This window comes from Glaciimonas sp. PAMC28666 (genome assembly GCF_016917355.1).
Lineage (GTDB): Bacteria > Pseudomonadota > Gammaproteobacteria > Burkholderiales > Burkholderiaceae_D > Glaciimonas.
The window spans coordinates 493,895-509,171 of sequence record NZ_CP070304.1 but is presented as its reverse complement, the minus strand read 5'-3'; the positions used below and the strand labels follow the sequence as shown (position 1 = coordinate 509,171).

Annotated in this window: 12 protein-coding genes; 7 read left to right on the top strand and 5 right to left on the bottom strand. The window is 50.7% G+C overall.

The annotated features are described in order from the left end of the window. Positions 1-58 precede the first annotated feature (58 nt). The 6 genes from JQN73_RS02240 to motB all read left to right on the top strand — a co-directional run bounded on the left by JQN73_RS02240 (position 59) and on the right by motB (position 6,035). Positions 59-1,783 carry an ATP-binding protein gene (locus JQN73_RS02240; RefSeq protein ID WP_205321504.1) on the top strand — a complete coding sequence of 575 codons (1,725 nt, stop codon included), beginning with the start codon at positions 59-61 and terminating at the stop codon, positions 1,781-1,783. 55 nt (positions 1,784-1,838) lie between these two features. Beyond that, positions 1,839-2,531: a response regulator gene (locus JQN73_RS02235; RefSeq protein WP_205321502.1), complete on the top strand. Its 693-nt coding sequence runs from the start codon at positions 1,839-1,841 to the stop codon at positions 2,529-2,531. Positions 2,532-3,182: 651 nt separating this feature from the next. Continuing rightward, positions 3,183-3,500, top strand: a complete 318-nt coding sequence (flhD, locus tag JQN73_RS02230) for a flagellar transcriptional regulator FlhD (protein ID WP_205321500.1) — start codon at positions 3,183-3,185, stop codon at positions 3,498-3,500. A gap of 45 nt (positions 3,501-3,545) precedes the next feature. Continuing rightward, entirely contained in the window at positions 3,546-4,151 is a 606-nt protein-coding gene (gene flhC / locus JQN73_RS02225; protein WP_205321498.1) for a flagellar transcriptional regulator FlhC, read from the top strand. A 66-nt stretch (positions 4,152-4,217) separates the two neighbouring features. Further along, complete coding sequence (gene motA, locus JQN73_RS02220) at positions 4,218-5,078, top strand: flagellar motor stator protein MotA (RefSeq protein ID WP_205321496.1); 861 nt, start codon at positions 4,218-4,220, stop codon at positions 5,076-5,078. Between the two features lie 27 nt (positions 5,079-5,105). Beyond that, positions 5,106-6,035, top strand: a complete 930-nt coding sequence (motB, locus tag JQN73_RS02215) for a flagellar motor protein MotB (protein ID WP_205321494.1) — start codon at positions 5,106-5,108, stop codon at positions 6,033-6,035. A 203-nt stretch (positions 6,036-6,238) separates the two neighbouring features. On the opposite strand, the gene JQN73_RS02210 is transcribed toward motB, so the two are convergent. The 3 genes from JQN73_RS02210 to JQN73_RS02200 form a co-directional block, all read right to left on the bottom strand. Further along, positions 6,239-6,814, bottom strand: a complete 576-nt coding sequence (locus JQN73_RS02210) for an elongation factor P (RefSeq protein WP_205321493.1) — start codon at positions 6,812-6,814, stop codon at positions 6,239-6,241. A 136-nt stretch (positions 6,815-6,950) separates the two neighbouring features. Further along, positions 6,951-8,120 carry an elongation factor P maturation arginine rhamnosyltransferase EarP gene (gene earP / locus JQN73_RS02205; RefSeq protein ID WP_205321491.1) on the bottom strand — a complete coding sequence of 390 codons (1,170 nt, stop codon included), beginning with the start codon at positions 8,118-8,120 and terminating at the stop codon, positions 6,951-6,953. A gap of 137 nt (positions 8,121-8,257) precedes the next feature. Next, positions 8,258-9,178 carry a LysR family transcriptional regulator gene (locus JQN73_RS02200; RefSeq protein ID WP_205321489.1) on the bottom strand — a complete coding sequence of 307 codons (921 nt, stop codon included), beginning with the start codon at positions 9,176-9,178 and terminating at the stop codon, positions 8,258-8,260. Between the two features lie 170 nt (positions 9,179-9,348). Here JQN73_RS02200 and metE point away from each other — a divergent pair, with 170 nt between their 5' ends. After that, the gene (gene metE, locus JQN73_RS02195; protein WP_205321487.1) at positions 9,349-11,712 is read left to right on the top strand and encodes a 5-methyltetrahydropteroyltriglutamate--homocysteine S-methyltransferase; all 2,364 of its coding nucleotides are present in this window, start codon (positions 9,349-9,351) and stop codon (positions 11,710-11,712) included. 251 nt (positions 11,713-11,963) lie between these two features. On the opposite strand, the gene tssE is transcribed toward metE, so the two are convergent. After that, entirely contained in the window at positions 11,964-12,371 is a 408-nt protein-coding gene (tssE, locus tag JQN73_RS02190; protein ID WP_205321485.1) for a type VI secretion system baseplate subunit TssE, read from the bottom strand. Positions 12,372-12,385: 14 nt separating this feature from the next. After that, entirely contained in the window at positions 12,386-15,244 is a 2,859-nt protein-coding gene (tssH, locus tag JQN73_RS02185; RefSeq protein ID WP_205321482.1) for a type VI secretion system ATPase TssH, read from the bottom strand. Positions 15,245-15,277 lie beyond the last annotated feature (33 nt).

Genomic DNA, 15,277 nt, shown 5'->3' with positions numbered 1-15,277 from the left:
GAAGAATTGCGACGATAAAATTCAGTCCCGGATGCCACTCACCTGTATATCAACCGTAATGCAAATGTTGACCTCTGCCAAACAGCATCTGTTTTCTACCGTTCTGGCAGAAAGCAGTGGAAGTAACGGCAGGGTGCGTTTCACGCATTTTGTGTATGCCATTGTGCTAACGGCAATGGTGATTATTGGTTACATCTGGCTCTACACAGGTTATCAGATTGGCTTGAAATCGAACGAAGATTTCAGGTCCTTACAAGACAGCGATGTCATTCTTGTGCGTGATTTTGCGCAGCGATTGATAGGATCGATTGACGAACGCGACCGCTTTCTGAAATTAGTCCGTGCCGACGACGGGGCCGCCGCTGGCAAAATTGATCTGAAACGTTATGTAAAACTATTTGGCGATTTGTATGGCGAGCTGACGGTGATTGATGCCAGCGGTCGGGTGATAGCGTCGACCAACTTGGCCAAGGGTACCGATAGGAGTCACGACCCGTTGTACGTAACACACCGAGACAATCCTCTTGATTCCCTGGGTATAGGAGAGCCGGTACAGGTGCACCGAACCGGTCAATGGATGATGCACATCACGCGGCGCATTTCCTCCAGGCGGGATAAATTTGCGGGCGTGGTGGAATTGGATTTCGCGGTGGAGCAGTTACCGGCCCTGTACCATCAGTCAGGTATGCCTCGGAGCAATGACCCCCTCGGGACTAACGATGATGGTATTGCCACCGGCTTAGCGCCGGCGCAGGGCGACTTTGTATTGATGCGTATGGATAGGTCGGTTAGTCGGCCAAACGATATCGATGACGGCAAGAACAGTAGCGTCGCGACCGAATTGGTCGGCGGAGAGCCGCGCCTGTTATTATCCAGAATATTGCACCCATACCCGATTTTGCTCTCTGTTACGGTGCCAGAGTCGGACTTGCTGCTTGCTGAGGCAAGCGCCAGACGCGCTTCGTATTTAATGTATGCGTGCATTCCTACCGCTCTCATTTTTATATTGATGTTCTTCGTCTTTCGCACACTTAGACGCCAATACGTGGTGCTGCGCAAATATGATGCTTTGCGACGACGGGCCAACGATGCCAATCAGCAAAAGTCACGCTTTCTTACGACGGTTGTGCATGAATTACGCTCCCCACTAAGCGGCGTGCATGGGTATGCAGAATTGGTACGAGATACCAGTATCGATGCGCAGAGTCGGGAGTTCGGTGCGCTGATTTATCAAAGCGCGACCGATCTCAACGGCTTGCTGAGCACGCTGTTCGACCTGGCCAGAATTGAAGCCGGAAAGGTGGTGCTATTGAACGAAGGCATCGAAACAGTGGCTTTCTTCGAATATATCGGCCTGACGCATCAAATCAATGCACATAAAAAGCAACTTTCGTTGCAGATGACGCTGGCCCCGGATTTACCAGTCAGCTTTGTTTGCGATCGGCTTAGACTGTCCCAAATTATCAATAATCTGATCGATAATGCTATTAAGTTTACCGAAACGGGCGGGGTGACCATGAGCGTTGAGTTGGACCAGGACCAACTTAGCATCACGGTTCTTGATACCGGCCAGGGAATACCAGAGTCCGAGCTGCGCCATCTGTTCGAATATTTCTATCAAACTGAATTGGTGCGCGTGCGAACAGGGCCGGGATTAGGGCTGGGACTGGGTTTATCTCTTACTAAAGATTTCACGGATTTGATTGGTGGCACGATCCGGATCGACTCCGAGGTCGGTGTTGGCACAGCAGTGTATTTGCGCGTGCCTTTGGAGATGGGGTAGGTATGGTTTATGTAAGCGCTGCACATGGTGCCACTGCTTCGAATAACAGTTAGTGATGCAATCTTCCTCTCTCATCCTGGTGGTCGACGATCACCCGATCAGTCGACGGCTGTTGCAGGCGCAGCTTGCGGCGGAAGGCTGGCAGAGCGACGTGCTCGCCAGCGGCGCAGAGACTTTGGATTGGCTAAAGCATACGCGGCCGATGCTGGTTGTCATTGATTATTTGCTGGCCGACATGACCGGCATCGAACTGCTGCAAGGCGTACGCCATTGGGAGGCAAGCTTCCACGAAACGATCCCGATTCCGCTCGTCTTATATAGCGGGATGCCGCAGGATTACCTTAGGGCCGAAGCGCATGGACTGGGCTTTAGTGCCATCATGACCAAGCCCATCAGCCGCACCCACTTGCGGCAAACATTGGCACCGTTGCTATCACAGCGCGCGCTTCCGACTCCGCCCAAGCTCTCAAAACCGATCGAAATGCCGGACGACCTGTTGATAGATCTGGTGCAATTCGGCTATCAGCAGCTTGCTATGTTGCGCAAAAGCATCGCCAATGGAGAAACAGCCGAGGCGACCCGCATCGCCCACAGTCTGCGCGGCGCAGCTGCTGTTTTGCAGGAAACAGAGATTGCGCAATCTGCTGCGGAAATTGAGAACCAAATTGGTGTCGGGATGTCAGATAAGCTCGAGATGGCATATGGGCGCTTGCAGATCGCGCTCCATAAACTGGCTCTGCAACATTAAAAAAACGATTCGAAATCTTTGGCGATCCATTTTTTGGTGGTTTCACAAGCGCAAAAACAGGAAAAGCAACATTGATATTGAGTGATGCGATCCATCGACACATCCTCATCGTTACGTTACATGTAACGTAACGATCGTGACATCAGCGGAGTTAAGAAATTAAATTTCAATCAATGTAAATATTGTAAGTTGTTGATATTGAAGAAAATATCAAATTTATGTGAGCATTGTGAGATTTAGATCAAGTGCTTTGATGGAACGTTCAAGTAGGCATGTTATTTGCTGAATAGGCAATGCATCCAGTAAAAAAACAGAATTTTCATTTTTCTCCAGATTATCAAAAAGGTATGTAAAATTAGCTAAGAGATAATAATTCAACGGGACTTATTTTAGCCGGTTGATAGAAAAAAGACCTGCCTCAATCCCCTATTCGCTACGATCCGTTCGGCCTGACGAACTCTCGATCCCTGCGAAACGTTCCCGTGTAGGAATAACTCCTACACGCCAGCGGACAAATATTTCTCCGATTTTCCGAATAGTACCGATATATTCCTTATCTAAAACCCCCTATTATTGACGTGAAGTAACAGCCGTGACGCGCCCAAATGTTGCTGGAAAACAAATTCAGATACTCTAGCCCCAGGGGGAAGCATGGACGGTAGTGAAGTGGTGAATGAGATAAAAGAGGTTAACCTGTCCTATCTTTTGCTGGCGCAGCGTCTGTTGCGTGAGGACCGGGCAACCGCAATGTTCCGGCTGGGATTGAGTCGCGAGCTTGCCGATGTGATCGCAAGTCTCACGCTTTCGCAGGTGGTTAAGCTAGCGGCATCAAGTCTTCTTTTGTGTCGTTTCCGGTTTGACGACCATACTATTCTCTCGTCGCTCACGCATAGCGGTAAAGACCATGCATTGCAGCAGGCGCATGCTGCGATCTTGCTGGCGGGTCAACCGGTCGAGGGGATTCGGTAATGTACGCCATCGATTTTGTCCAGATAGTTCATAAAAGAGTCAACCATGGCTAGCAAAAGCGTTGTCTTGGAAGCCCAGGATATTCAGCTCGCAATTAACCTGATAAAAATTGGCGCTCGTTTGCAGTTTCTGGAGGCGGAAACCAGTTTGAGTCGGGATCGACTGATCAAGTTGTACAAAGAAATCAAAGGCATCTCCCCGCCCAAGGGATTGCTGCCCTTTTCGACTGACTGGTTCATGACATGGTTATCGAATATTCATTCGTCGATGTTCTACGGCACCTATCGTTTTATGGTGAATCAGGGCGAATGCGAGCCGATCGTCGCTGTCATCAAAAGCTATCAGCTTTATCTCGAGCATACGACTCAGAATGGATGCGAACCCGTTCTTGATTTCACCCGGGCCTGGACTCTGACGCGATTCTTTGAAAGCGGCATGCTGCAGTTAAGCAGTTGTACCCGTTGCAGTGGTCAGTTTGTGGCCCATGCGCATGATCCGCAGAGCGGTTTTGTCTGCGTACTATGCCGACCGCCTTCGCGCGCCGGAAAGACGCGCAAAATTGCGTTCGATGCGGTTCCCGCTGTATCAGCTTCAAGCTTGAGTAAAAAAGGTTACATGCGATTGCCAGCAACGCTTACAAATGTTGCCTGATACAACAATGTACCTGCATTTAGCTGCCGGTTTTTCGCATATGGCTCATCTCAAGGGGAGTGGATAGTGCTAGTTTTATTCGGCTACGTCGTCGTGTTGGCTTCGGTGTTCGGCGGTTTTGCAATGATGGGGGGCCAATTTGGCGCCTTGTACCAGCCAGTAGAGTTATTGATGATTGCCGGCGCCGGTATCGGTGCGTTTGTGGTGGGAAACGATAGCAAGGCAATCAAGGCCACTCTTAAGGGATTGCCAAAATTGTTGCACGGTTCAAAGCACGATAAAGCGCTTTACATGGAGTTGATGGCGCTGCTTTATGTCCTGCTATCGAAAGGACGTAAAGACGGCATGATGGCGCTTGAAATGGATGTCGATGATCCGTTGAACAGCCCGATTTTTGCGCAATATCCGATGATTCTCGGCGATGCCCCTATCGTCGAATTTCTCACCGATTATCTGCGCCTGATCGTCAGCGGCAACATGAATCCATTCGAAATCGAGTCTCTGATGGATCACGAAATCGATACCTACAGACACGAGGCTGAAGTCCCTGCGCACAGTTTGTCCAAGGTTGGCGATGCGTTGCCTGCGTTCGGGATTGTGGCGGCGGTGATGGGAGTGGTGCATGCGCTTGCTTCGGCCGACCTGCCGCCATCGCAAATGGGTGAGTTGATCGCGCATGCGATGGTTGGTACTTTTCTCGGGATTTTAATGGCCTATGGGTTTGTGTCGCCGCTGGCATCGCTGATTGAACATCATGTAGCGGAGTCGACTAAACCGTATCAGTGTATCAAGGTGACGTTGCTGGCGAACCTCAATGGCTATGCACCGCAGTTGGCGGTCGAGTTCGGCCGCAAGGTATTGTATTCGACCGAACGCCCCTCATTCACCGAGCTGGATGATCATGTACGTCAAGTCAAGAGCCGTTAAGGTGATAGTGCTCTGGAAGCAGACGGTATGAGCAAGGAAAAAAGTCGCATTGTCGTAAAGCGCATCGTCGCGAGAAAACATCAGTCGCATGGCGGTAGCTGGAAAATTGCCTACGCCGACTTCATGACGGCGATGATGGCATTCTTTCTGGTGATGTGGTTGTTGACGAGTTCATCGCCAAAACAATTAGTCGGCATTGCCCAGTATTTCAACACGCCGCTCAAAGTCGCAATAAGCGGCGGCGTCAACAGCAGTACCAGCACCAGCGTCATTCCCGGCGGTGGCACCGACCCCACGCACAAGGAAGGCGAAGTACATCGTTCCGATGCCGACGCCCGTGACGTCGAGCGGCTGCGTGAACTGAAGCGTCACCTGGATTCGGTTATTGACGCCAATCCTGTCCTCAAAAAGTTCCGGCCGCAACTATTGATTGATATTACCAGCGAAGGATTGCGGATTCAGATCGTCGATAGCCAAAAGCGGCCGATGTTCGATCTTGCGAGTGCGAAGGTAGAACCATACATGGGCATTATTCTGCGTGAGATTGGGCCAGAGCTAAACGGATTGCCTAATAAAATTACCTTATCCGGACACACTGATGCGACACCTTACGCGCAAGGAGAAAAGTCCTTTAGCAACTGGGAGCTCTCGGCTGATCGCGCCAATGCATCCCGGCGCGAGCTGGTCACCGGAGGCATGGACGAACAAAAAGTGCTGCGGGTCATCGGAGTTGCATCGACTATGCCTCTCAATAAAGCCGATCCGCTGGATCCGATTAATCGACGCATCAGCATTATCGTGCTCAACCGTCGCGCACAGACGCGGATTGAACAGGAAAATACGGGTACCGGTAGCAAGCCCGGTCTCACGATCGATAATGGACGAGGTTCTGCCGAAGAACTGCGCGACGTCAAGCCAGATGTATTGGTAGCGAAGAAAGCGCCGCTCCCCAAATGACCCGGCGTTTACGCAAGGTCACATGAAACGCTGGCCGATGGGTGATTTATCGAAATGCTCGATCATCCACATCATAAAACTATTGATGTAAAAATGCCCCGACAGTTAGTGAGACTTCGGGGCATTCTTTCTACGTAAGTAATACCGCTATGGCAACCAGGGTGGAGCTTTGGATGGCGTAGCAGCATCAACAATACAAGATATTAATTACGAACAACTTTTTTGTATTCGTTAGTACGCGTGTCGATTTCGATCATGTCGTCCTGGCTCACAAACAGTGGCACTTGAACAGTGTGACGATGCGCTTCAACTGCATTTTCAATCTTGGCTTCTTTCAGAACGTTGCCCGAAGTGTTGCCTTTAATTGCTGGCTCCGAGTAGACGACCTGACGAACGATGGTCGTTGGCAGCTCGACTGAAATGGCTTTGCCATCGTAAAAAACAGCTTCGCATTCCATGCCGTCTTTGAGGTAATGCAAAGCATCGCCGAGGTTTTCGCCTTCAATTTCATACTGCTCATAGTCAGCGTCCATGAATACATACAATGGATCGGCGAAATAAGAATAGGTGACTGATTTTTTATCCAGCACAACGACATCAAACTTGTCGTCGCCACGCATGACATTTTCCTGTGGGCTATTAGTCAAAAGATTCTTCATCTTCCACTTATAGGTAAAGCCCGTACGGCTCGAACCGTTAACATCAGAGCGCAAAATGATCATTGGCTTGCTGTCAACCATAATAATGTTGCCAACGCGGATTTCTTTTGCAGGTTTCATAGCGAATAGTCGTAAAAAAGAGGTTACTTAAGAATCATAGGCCGGTCACTGGCAAATAGCCGCGAGCCGACGTTTGATTGAATTTTGTAATGCGGTGAAAATTAGCCCTACATTTTAACCTAGTTTTTGAGGCCAATTAGCGAACTGTTTCCGCAAACTTCAGTAAATTAGAGGTGAAGTCGCCATTTTCCATCATTTGGAGCTCCCAGCTCGTAGACATCTTGGCAATTTTTGGCAAGTCCGCGGCAAATAGAGGCCAGTTCTCTGCCAGATCTGATTCCCAATGACGGTTGTCGCTGACGGCAGCGTTCCAGCCCAAGGTAAAAGCCACAGAGCGCTCAGTTTTGGCGGTATGGCACGCTAGAAATGCCTTCAGTTTGGTGTGATGCAAGTCTTCATCCTGCGGATAGATATGCCAGATGAAAGGTCTCGCTGCCCATTGCGCACGGACGAAGGAGTCCTCGCCGCGTACAAAATTTAAATCACACGCCCATAACAATTTATCGTAATCCGGCTGGGGCAGGAAAGGCAATACGCGCACTGTCAATGCGCCTTGGGTTGCCATTGCGCCCGGAGTCGCCGGTTGCCCAAGGAAGGCTTGCACTGCCGCGACGGCCACGCTTTCTGGTACCAGGCAGGTTATCGCCGTGTCAGCGCTTTGCCAAGCCCGGAATAACGCTGCCACCGGCGCATGCGGATAGCAGAACAGAGACACTTTGAATGAAGATTTCTCAGCCGCTGTTACCCCGAATTGGGCAAGAAAACTTTGCATCTCGGCTTGATCAAGTTGAAATGCCTGGCGCTGTTGTTGCATCCCCGTTTCACGTAATAGCCCACCAGTTTGGTTATTAAAGCCGGGGAAGAAAAAATATTTGATCAAGGATTGCGAAGGCGGTGAAGACAAAGTGTGACAACCTTCTACCCAGCTTTCGGCACTCAGACCCTCCAGATTGAGCCAGACCGGAAGAGGAGTGCGCCTTGCCATCGCCGCAATATAAGCAGGAGGAATGTCGCAAGCGAAAAATTCGATCACTATATCGGCCACATCTTCCGGCGAAAAGATGGCGTTTTGATCGCACCAATGATAGACCGTTATGGAACCAATCCGCTGGGTATCCCGGTCAAGTGCAACTTCAGGGCAGATTCGTTGAAAGCTCCGCAGATCATCTACCCATAAGGTAACGGCAATCCCGTGCTCCTGTTCGAGTTGCCTTGCCAAACGCCAGCAGATTCCTATGTCGCCAAAGTTATCGACGACTTTGCAAAACAGCGCCAGCGAGGTTAACGGAATTTTTTCGGAATGCATTTTGATTATTTAAAAGCCTGATTAAAAGCCTGATTAATTGACGCTTTACGTTTCAGGGGAAGCACTTACCGTCAATGCGACCAAGGCGAGCGATGGGACCAATTTATCCGCAGTTCTTCAAAGCGTTAAGATTTTATTTAAAGTAGCTCGACGTTCAGCAAGTTGAGATAACAACTTTCCCGCGTAGTGTTCACAAAGTCCGCAAGGTAGGGTTTGTGCGATGCCTCTGGCAGACACGCAGCATACAGTTTGCCGATCAATCCCGCTGGGGTAATGCGTTTTGACAGGACATAGTCGCGATTCAAATAATTTTGCGCCGCCCAAATCGGCAAGGTCGCTATCCCACGCCGACTCGCTACCAACTGAAGCATGGCAACTGTTAGTTCAGTCGTGCGGCGCGCCGCCTTGACGCCGGCTGGCTTTAGAACCTGGCGCACAACGTCGAGCATGTCGTCCGGGACGGGATAAGTAATTAAGGTGTCACTGGCAAAGTCCTCTGCCACCAGAAAGTCGTGTGCCGCCAATGGATGGTCGTGCGCCAGCAGTGCCACGATTTCAAAACTGAATAGCGGATGGTAATCAACCTTCTCGTCCAGATCGATCTCCGCGACAATAGCAACGTCGGCTTTATGCTCATATAACAAGCCGACCGGATCGGCCTGAAAGCCCGACACGATATCCAATTCCACCTCAGGCCAGCGTTTACGGAAGATATCCATCGCTGGCATTAACCAGTCAAAACAGGTGTGACATTCAACCGCAATCCGTAGTTGCCCCGCCACACCCTGCGCCATTCTTACCAGATCGCGTTCACTTTCTGCGACCTGCGGCAGTACCGCGTCCGCTAGTTTCAACAGGCGTTCGCCGGCTGGCGTGAACCGTACCGGAATGGATTTACGCTCGAACAAACGCGTACCGTGATGATCCTCCAGCTGCTTGATTTGATGGGATAACGCCGACTGGGTCACATTCAGCAGCGTGGCAGCGCGCAGCAGATTGCCCGCCTCGCGCAACGCGTGCAACGTTTTCAGGTGGCGTATTTCCAGAATGGATTGCATTAGAGGACCGCCTTCGCTGACTTAGTACTATTCATGGTGTTATCGACTATGAATAAAATTCAAGTTGATTCTTAATATTTGTCGTTTGAATCATAGTCCAAGTTGCGCCAAACTCCTAGTCATCAATCAATGCGCTACAACGCACCACCAAACCGTCTTAAGGAAAAGTCATGGCATTAGCACACGTATTAGGATTTCCTCGCATTGGTGCCCAAAGAGAGTTGAAATTTGCACAGGAGTCTTTCTGGCAAGGCGTAACTAACGAAGCAGCATTACGTGAAACCGGTGCATTGTTACGCGCCCGCCATTGGAAAGCACAGGCCGATGCGGGTCTCGATTTTGTCACCGTTGGCGATTTTGCGTGGTACGACCAAGTCTTGGGGACGTTGGCGTTGCTGGGTGCAATTCCGGCTCGCTTTGGATTTGTTCCGCAGCGATTGACTCTGGTCGAATATTTTACGCTGGCGCGGGGCGGTAAGCAGCACTTTGCGATGGAGATGACCAAATGGTTTGATACCAACTATCACTATCTGGTGCCGGAATGGAAGGCTGATACCGAGTTTAATGGTGGTGTTGATTGGTTATTTGAGGAAATTGCGGAAGCGCAGGCGCTCGGTTATCGCGTCAAAGTAGCGCTGATTGGACCGTTGACGCTGCTTTATCTGGGGAAAATGAAAGCGAACGATAGGGGTGAGCTTGATAACAAGGTTGAAACTAAGGTTGAAACTAAGGTTGAAACTAAGGTTGATCCCAAGTTAGCGTTACTGCCGAATATTATCGCTGGCTACAAAAAATTGCTGGCCCAGTTGCAGGTATCTGGGGTTGAAGTCGTCCAGATTGATGAGCCGATACTTGCGCTGGAACTGGAAAACGACTGGGTCCAGGCTTTTCCTCCGACCTATGCGGCGCTGAAACCGGCTGCACCGCCGCTGTTGCTGACAACGTATTTTGGCGAAGTCAAAGCGCATGCTGCATTACTGCGCGGCCTTCCAGTGATGGGCGTGCACGTGGATTTGGTCCGTGGCGCAGATCAACTCGATACAATTGTCGGTGAATGGCCACAGGACAAAGTGCTGTCGCTGGGCGTGATTGACGGGCGCAATCTCTGGCGATGCGATCTTGATAGTGTACTGGCCCGACTTAAGCCATTGCAGGCGCAATTGGGCGACCGCTTGTGGGTGGGTTCCAGTTGCTCCTTGCTGCACGTTCCCGTTGATCTCAAATGCGAAGATAAACTCGACACTGAATTAAAAAGCTGGCTATCATTTGCGACCCAAAAGCTATCAGAAATCGTTGCGTTAAAACTGGCCTTGAATACGAATGGTCTCTCGAATTGTTCGAAGGTAGCGGATGCAGAATTTATCGCTTCAAGGGCGGCTTTAGCTAGCCGAAAAATCTCGAGCCGGATTCATAACAGACTCGTGCAGAAAAGACTGGACTCGATAACAGAAGCTGACGCCCAACGCGTCAGCCAATTTAATACGCGTATCGACAAGCAGCAAGCTAAGTGGAATTTGCCGTTATTTCCTACGACGACGATCGGTTCCTTCCCACAAACGCAGGAGATCCGCATCTCACGCGCCGCTTATAAACGCGGTGACATTGGGCATCTGGATTACCTCGATAAAATGCGCAACGAAATTCGTCTGGTGGTGCAAAAACAGGAAGAACTGGGCCTGGATGTTCTTGTGCACGGTGAACCGGAACGTAATGACATGGTCGAATATTTCGGTGAGCAGCTGTGGGGATACGCATTCACCGCCAACGGCTGGGTCCAGAGTTATGGTTCACGTTGCGTCAAACCGCCCATTATTTATGGCGATGTGTATCGACCGGAGGCAATGACGGTGGGTTGGAGCCAGTTTGCGCAGACCCTCACCGACAAACCGATGAAGGGGATGTTAACCGGTCCGGTGACGATGCTGCAATGGTCGTTTGTCCGGGATGATCAACCACGCGAAACCACGGCGCTACAAATTGCCTTGGCACTGCGTGACGAAGTACGCGATCTGGAAAGAGCAGGCATCGGCATGATTCAGATCGACGAACCGGCATTCCGTGAAGGTTTACCGCTTAAAGCGAGCGAATGGAAACACTATCTCGATTGGGCGGTGCGGGCGTTCAGGATTAGCGCCGCCGGTGTGGCCGACGAAACCCAAATTCACACGCATATGTGTTATTCGGAATTTAACGATATCTTGCCTTGGATCGCCGCCATGGATGCCGACGTTATCACCATCGAAACTTCTCGCTCGGATATGAAGTTACTTAATGGATTCGGTGCATTTTCTTATCCGAACGATATTGGTCCCGGTGTCTACGATATTCATTCTCCGCGGGTAGCGCAAGTCGATGAAATGGAACGTTTACTCAGGAAAGCCCGTGGCGTCATTCCAGACCGCCGACTATGGGTAAACCCGGATTGCGGCTTAAAAACCCGCGGGTGGCCCGAAACCTACGCGGCGTTAGAAAATATGGTTACCGCAGCCCGGCGCTTGCGGGCCGAGGTTGAAGCGGAGCTTAAGGCCGCGTAAGCTGGATGTTAGGGAGGATTGAAGATTGAACAAGACCATACGTTGGCGGGTATTTGGTAAACTACGTTTTTTTACTTCAATCCGGTCTGGGCAATCAACTTTCGGCCTAAAGTGTTCGGTCAGCTAAGTTGACTGTATCAAAATCGAGATTGATGCGATACGCCCCTTATAGCGCAATGTAATCCCCTTAACCGGTTGAAAAGGAACGTGCATAGTTGCGTTTGGCTATTCTCCAGACCTGCCGCCTTGATTCAACGCAACTGTAATAAAGTCCGGCCCTCGGGCTCAAAATGTGTCCCGAAGCGCACCAATCCTTGCTTGCGTAAATGACAGGTCATCTCGTAACTAATTACCATGCCGGGATCGGCTGGCAGTACCTCAATTTCTATGCCACTGATACGTGGTTCGTAGATTAATAACGTCGCCTCCATTTGGTTTTTGAGTGCATGTGCGGAAGCAGGGAGGTTGCGGTAAACATTGGTCAAATCAGGAAGCCCAAAATCGGGCAAGTGCTTAAGCGAACCCGCCCGCGTGTTCAGGATGCGCCGCAGATTTTCCATTACGCTGAGAATTTCCAGCGTCTTGTTATCGTAATCACCGAGAGGCACTGCGCCCACGTGCCCCATCAGCATGTCGTATAAAGACGGCCCGGTAGCCATAATTTGTCCCTTCCTTAGCTGACTTTGGCGGATGAGGTGGCAAACACAGGGATGCTCTTGGCGGCTTCTTCGTTTGGAAAAAAATCCACTACTACATTGCCTGAGTTTGAATGCGACAGATATACCTCCTTCGGCATGCTACCGGTGCCGATACGCTCCAATATTTTAACTGCGACCACCGGAAAAATTTGTTGGTTGAGCAAGCTATCGATATTTCGTGCACCCGCTTCACGCAATATGCATGCTTGCGCCAAAGACGCTAAGAACGTTTCGTTATAACCTAGCGTAATGCTGTATTGGCGCTCGAGGCGGGTAGCGACTGCAGCCAGTTTGATGCGCAAAATATTTGCCAGTGCATCCGCTTGCAATGGGCGATACAAGATAGTCTGGAAGCGCGCCAACAAAGCAGGCTGAAAATGGGTCGAGAATATGGGGTTCACCACCTCCATCAATTGGCTATGTGAAACCGCCGGATCGTTGGCGCACATTTCCATAATTTCCTGGCTTCCCAGATTAGAGGTCATCAAGATGACGCAATTGCAGAAATTGATTTCGCGGCCCTCAGCGTCGCGCATGGTACCCCGATCAAATACCTGATAGAACATCTCTAGCACATCGCGATGGGCTTTTTCCACCTCATCTAACAGGATCACACCATACGGGCGCTGTCGCACGGCTTCGGTGAGAAGTCCACCACGACCATAGCCAACATATCCTGGTGGTGAGCCTTTTAATTGTGAGACGGTATGTGCCTCCTGATATTCGGACATATTGATGGTTGTTAGCGCAGAGGCACCACCGAATAATAAATCAGCTAATGCCAACGCAGTTTCCGTTTTGCCGACCCCGGATGGTCCGGCCAGTAAAAATACGCCTAACGGTGAATGCGCATTTTTCAGCCCGACTTTGGCGGTCCGTAAGCTGCTGGCCAACGCAGCCAACGCTTCAGTCTGTGCTACCACCCGCGCTGCCATAATCGGTTCGAACGAAAGTAGTCCTCGCAACTCGTCTTCCAGCAAATTGCCGACTGGCACGCCTGACCACTCCGCCACCACGCGTGCGACCGCTTGTGCGTCCACATCGACAAATACCAGAGGTGACTTTCCTTGCGCGTCATTTAATGCCATTTGCGCCGCCGTCAGCGCCTGTTGCGCTACGACCATGTCAGCCGTTTCCTGGTCATGCTTTGCGCGAGCTGCAGCTGCTTTAAATTGCTCTCTGCAGATTTGTAAGCGGCTCACCAAAGTTAATTCGTGTTGATAGCATTGTTGCAGCTGCGCGTTTTCTGCACGCGCTTTGTTGATTGCAATTTGCAAAACATCGTAGCGTTCCTGCATACCGAATAGCCCAGCTTCCTGATCTTCGCAGACCTTACGCATTTCCAGCTCCAGCCCAGCGACTTTCGCACGAGCGCGCTCCAGTTCTGCTGGTGCCGATTCCAATCCCATCTTGACTCGTGCAGCGGCGGTATCGATCAGATCAACCGCCTTGTCGGGCAACTGTCGTCCAGTCAAATACCGGCGTGATAATTTGACAGCGGCGATCAGTGCTTCGTCACGGATATGGACCTGATGATAATCCGCATAACGTGCCGATACCCCGCGCAACATCAAAATGGCATTTTCATCGTCGGGCTCATCGATCTTGATGACCTGGAATCGCCGCTCCAGCGCCGCATCGCGTTCAAAATAGGCCTTATATTCCGACCAGGTAGTCGCAGCGATCGTGCGTAGCTCCCCACGGGCGAGCGCGGGCTTTAACAGATTGGCTGCATCGGTACCGCCCGCAGCATTTCCGGCGCCAATTAATGTATGTGCTTCATCAATAAACAATAAAATTGGTACTGGAGAAGTTTGTATTTCTTCAATCACATTTTTTAGACGCTGTTCAAATTCTCCCTTGACGCCAGCGCCAGCCTGCAACAAGCCCAAATCCAAGGTCAGGATACGCACGTCACGGATCACCGCCGGCACAGTTCCTTCCGCTACCCGTAACGCCAATCCTTCGACCAGCGCGGTCTTACCGACGCCGGGTTCACCAACTAAAATTGGATTATTCTTGCGACGTCGGGCTAATACATCGACCATTCTCTGGATTTCACGATCACGACCAAATATGGGATCGATTTCGCCGCGTTTCGCCTTCGCTGTTAAATCGATCGAAAAACGTGCCAGTGCATTGCCATTGTTGGAAGTCGTGCGTGTAGCGTTATGTGGCACGTTATTCGCGGCCGCAGTATCCAGATTAGCCGCGGTGCCCCTTGTTGCCGCTAATGCTGTAGTTGCTGTAGGGGTTGGAGACGTTGTTGATGTTGTTGATGTTGTGAAGGGCGGCAGCTCAGAGCCAGCGTTTAATATCGCTTCTTGATTGTCATCCTGCTCGCAGTTTTGCGACTCTATGGATCGTGAATTTACTACACTGCCTGCGTTAATCAAACGAAGAATCTGATTCGAAGTCGTGCTTAATAGTGGCCACGCATCGACGGCGCGCAGGCAGTGTGGCGCTTCCGCTAATGCCGCCAAAATATGGGCGGAGCGGATGGTGCGCACATCGTCGTCCATTGAAGCCATCAGCCATGCACGTTGCAATACATCCATCAACGTGCGCGACAGTGCGGGTTTGCTGCGCCTGTCATGCGGTAACCGTTCCAGCGAACTCAGCAGTCCATGCCACACCTGATCAATATCAATTTCATAATGGCGCAATAGAGCCGGAATATCACCCGTATCGGTTTCAATCAGTTTAAGTAACCAGTGTTCAAGTGTGATTTCCCCATGCGTCCGGGCATGACATAGATTGGCGGCCGCTTCCAGAGCACTAGCGCATTGCAGGTTGAGCTTACGAAGGAGGTGAGTAGAGTCACGTGGGGTCATAGAAATATTTGCATTGAGCTTGATTCAAATTGT

Coding starts and splice junctions, on each gene's coding strand:
- earP (WP_205321491.1), bottom strand. CDS start 8,120: ATGCATTCCGAAAAAATTCCGTTAACCTCGCTGGCGCTGTTTTGCAAA.
- JQN73_RS02200 (WP_205321489.1), bottom strand. CDS start 9,178: ATGCAATCCATTCTGGAAATACGCCACCTGAAAACGTTGCACGCGTTG.
- tssH (WP_205321482.1), bottom strand. CDS start 15,244: ATGACCCCACGTGACTCTACTCACCTCCTTCGTAAGCTCAACCTGCAA.
- JQN73_RS02240 (WP_205321504.1), top strand. CDS start 59: ATGCAAATGTTGACCTCTGCCAAACAGCATCTGTTTTCTACCGTTCTG.
- metE (WP_205321487.1), top strand. CDS start 9,349: ATGGCATTAGCACACGTATTAGGATTTCCTCGCATTGGTGCCCAAAGA.
- motB (WP_205321494.1), top strand. CDS start 5,106: ATGAGCAAGGAAAAAAGTCGCATTGTCGTAAAGCGCATCGTCGCGAGA.
- JQN73_RS02210 (WP_205321493.1), bottom strand. CDS start 6,814: ATGAAACCTGCAAAAGAAATCCGCGTTGGCAACATTATTATGGTTGAC.
- flhD (WP_205321500.1), top strand. CDS start 3,183: ATGGACGGTAGTGAAGTGGTGAATGAGATAAAAGAGGTTAACCTGTCC.
- flhC (WP_205321498.1), top strand. CDS start 3,546: ATGGCTAGCAAAAGCGTTGTCTTGGAAGCCCAGGATATTCAGCTCGCA.
- JQN73_RS02235 (WP_205321502.1), top strand. CDS start 1,839: ATGCAATCTTCCTCTCTCATCCTGGTGGTCGACGATCACCCGATCAGT.
- tssE (WP_205321485.1), bottom strand. CDS start 12,371: ATGGCTACCGGGCCGTCTTTATACGACATGCTGATGGGGCACGTGGGC.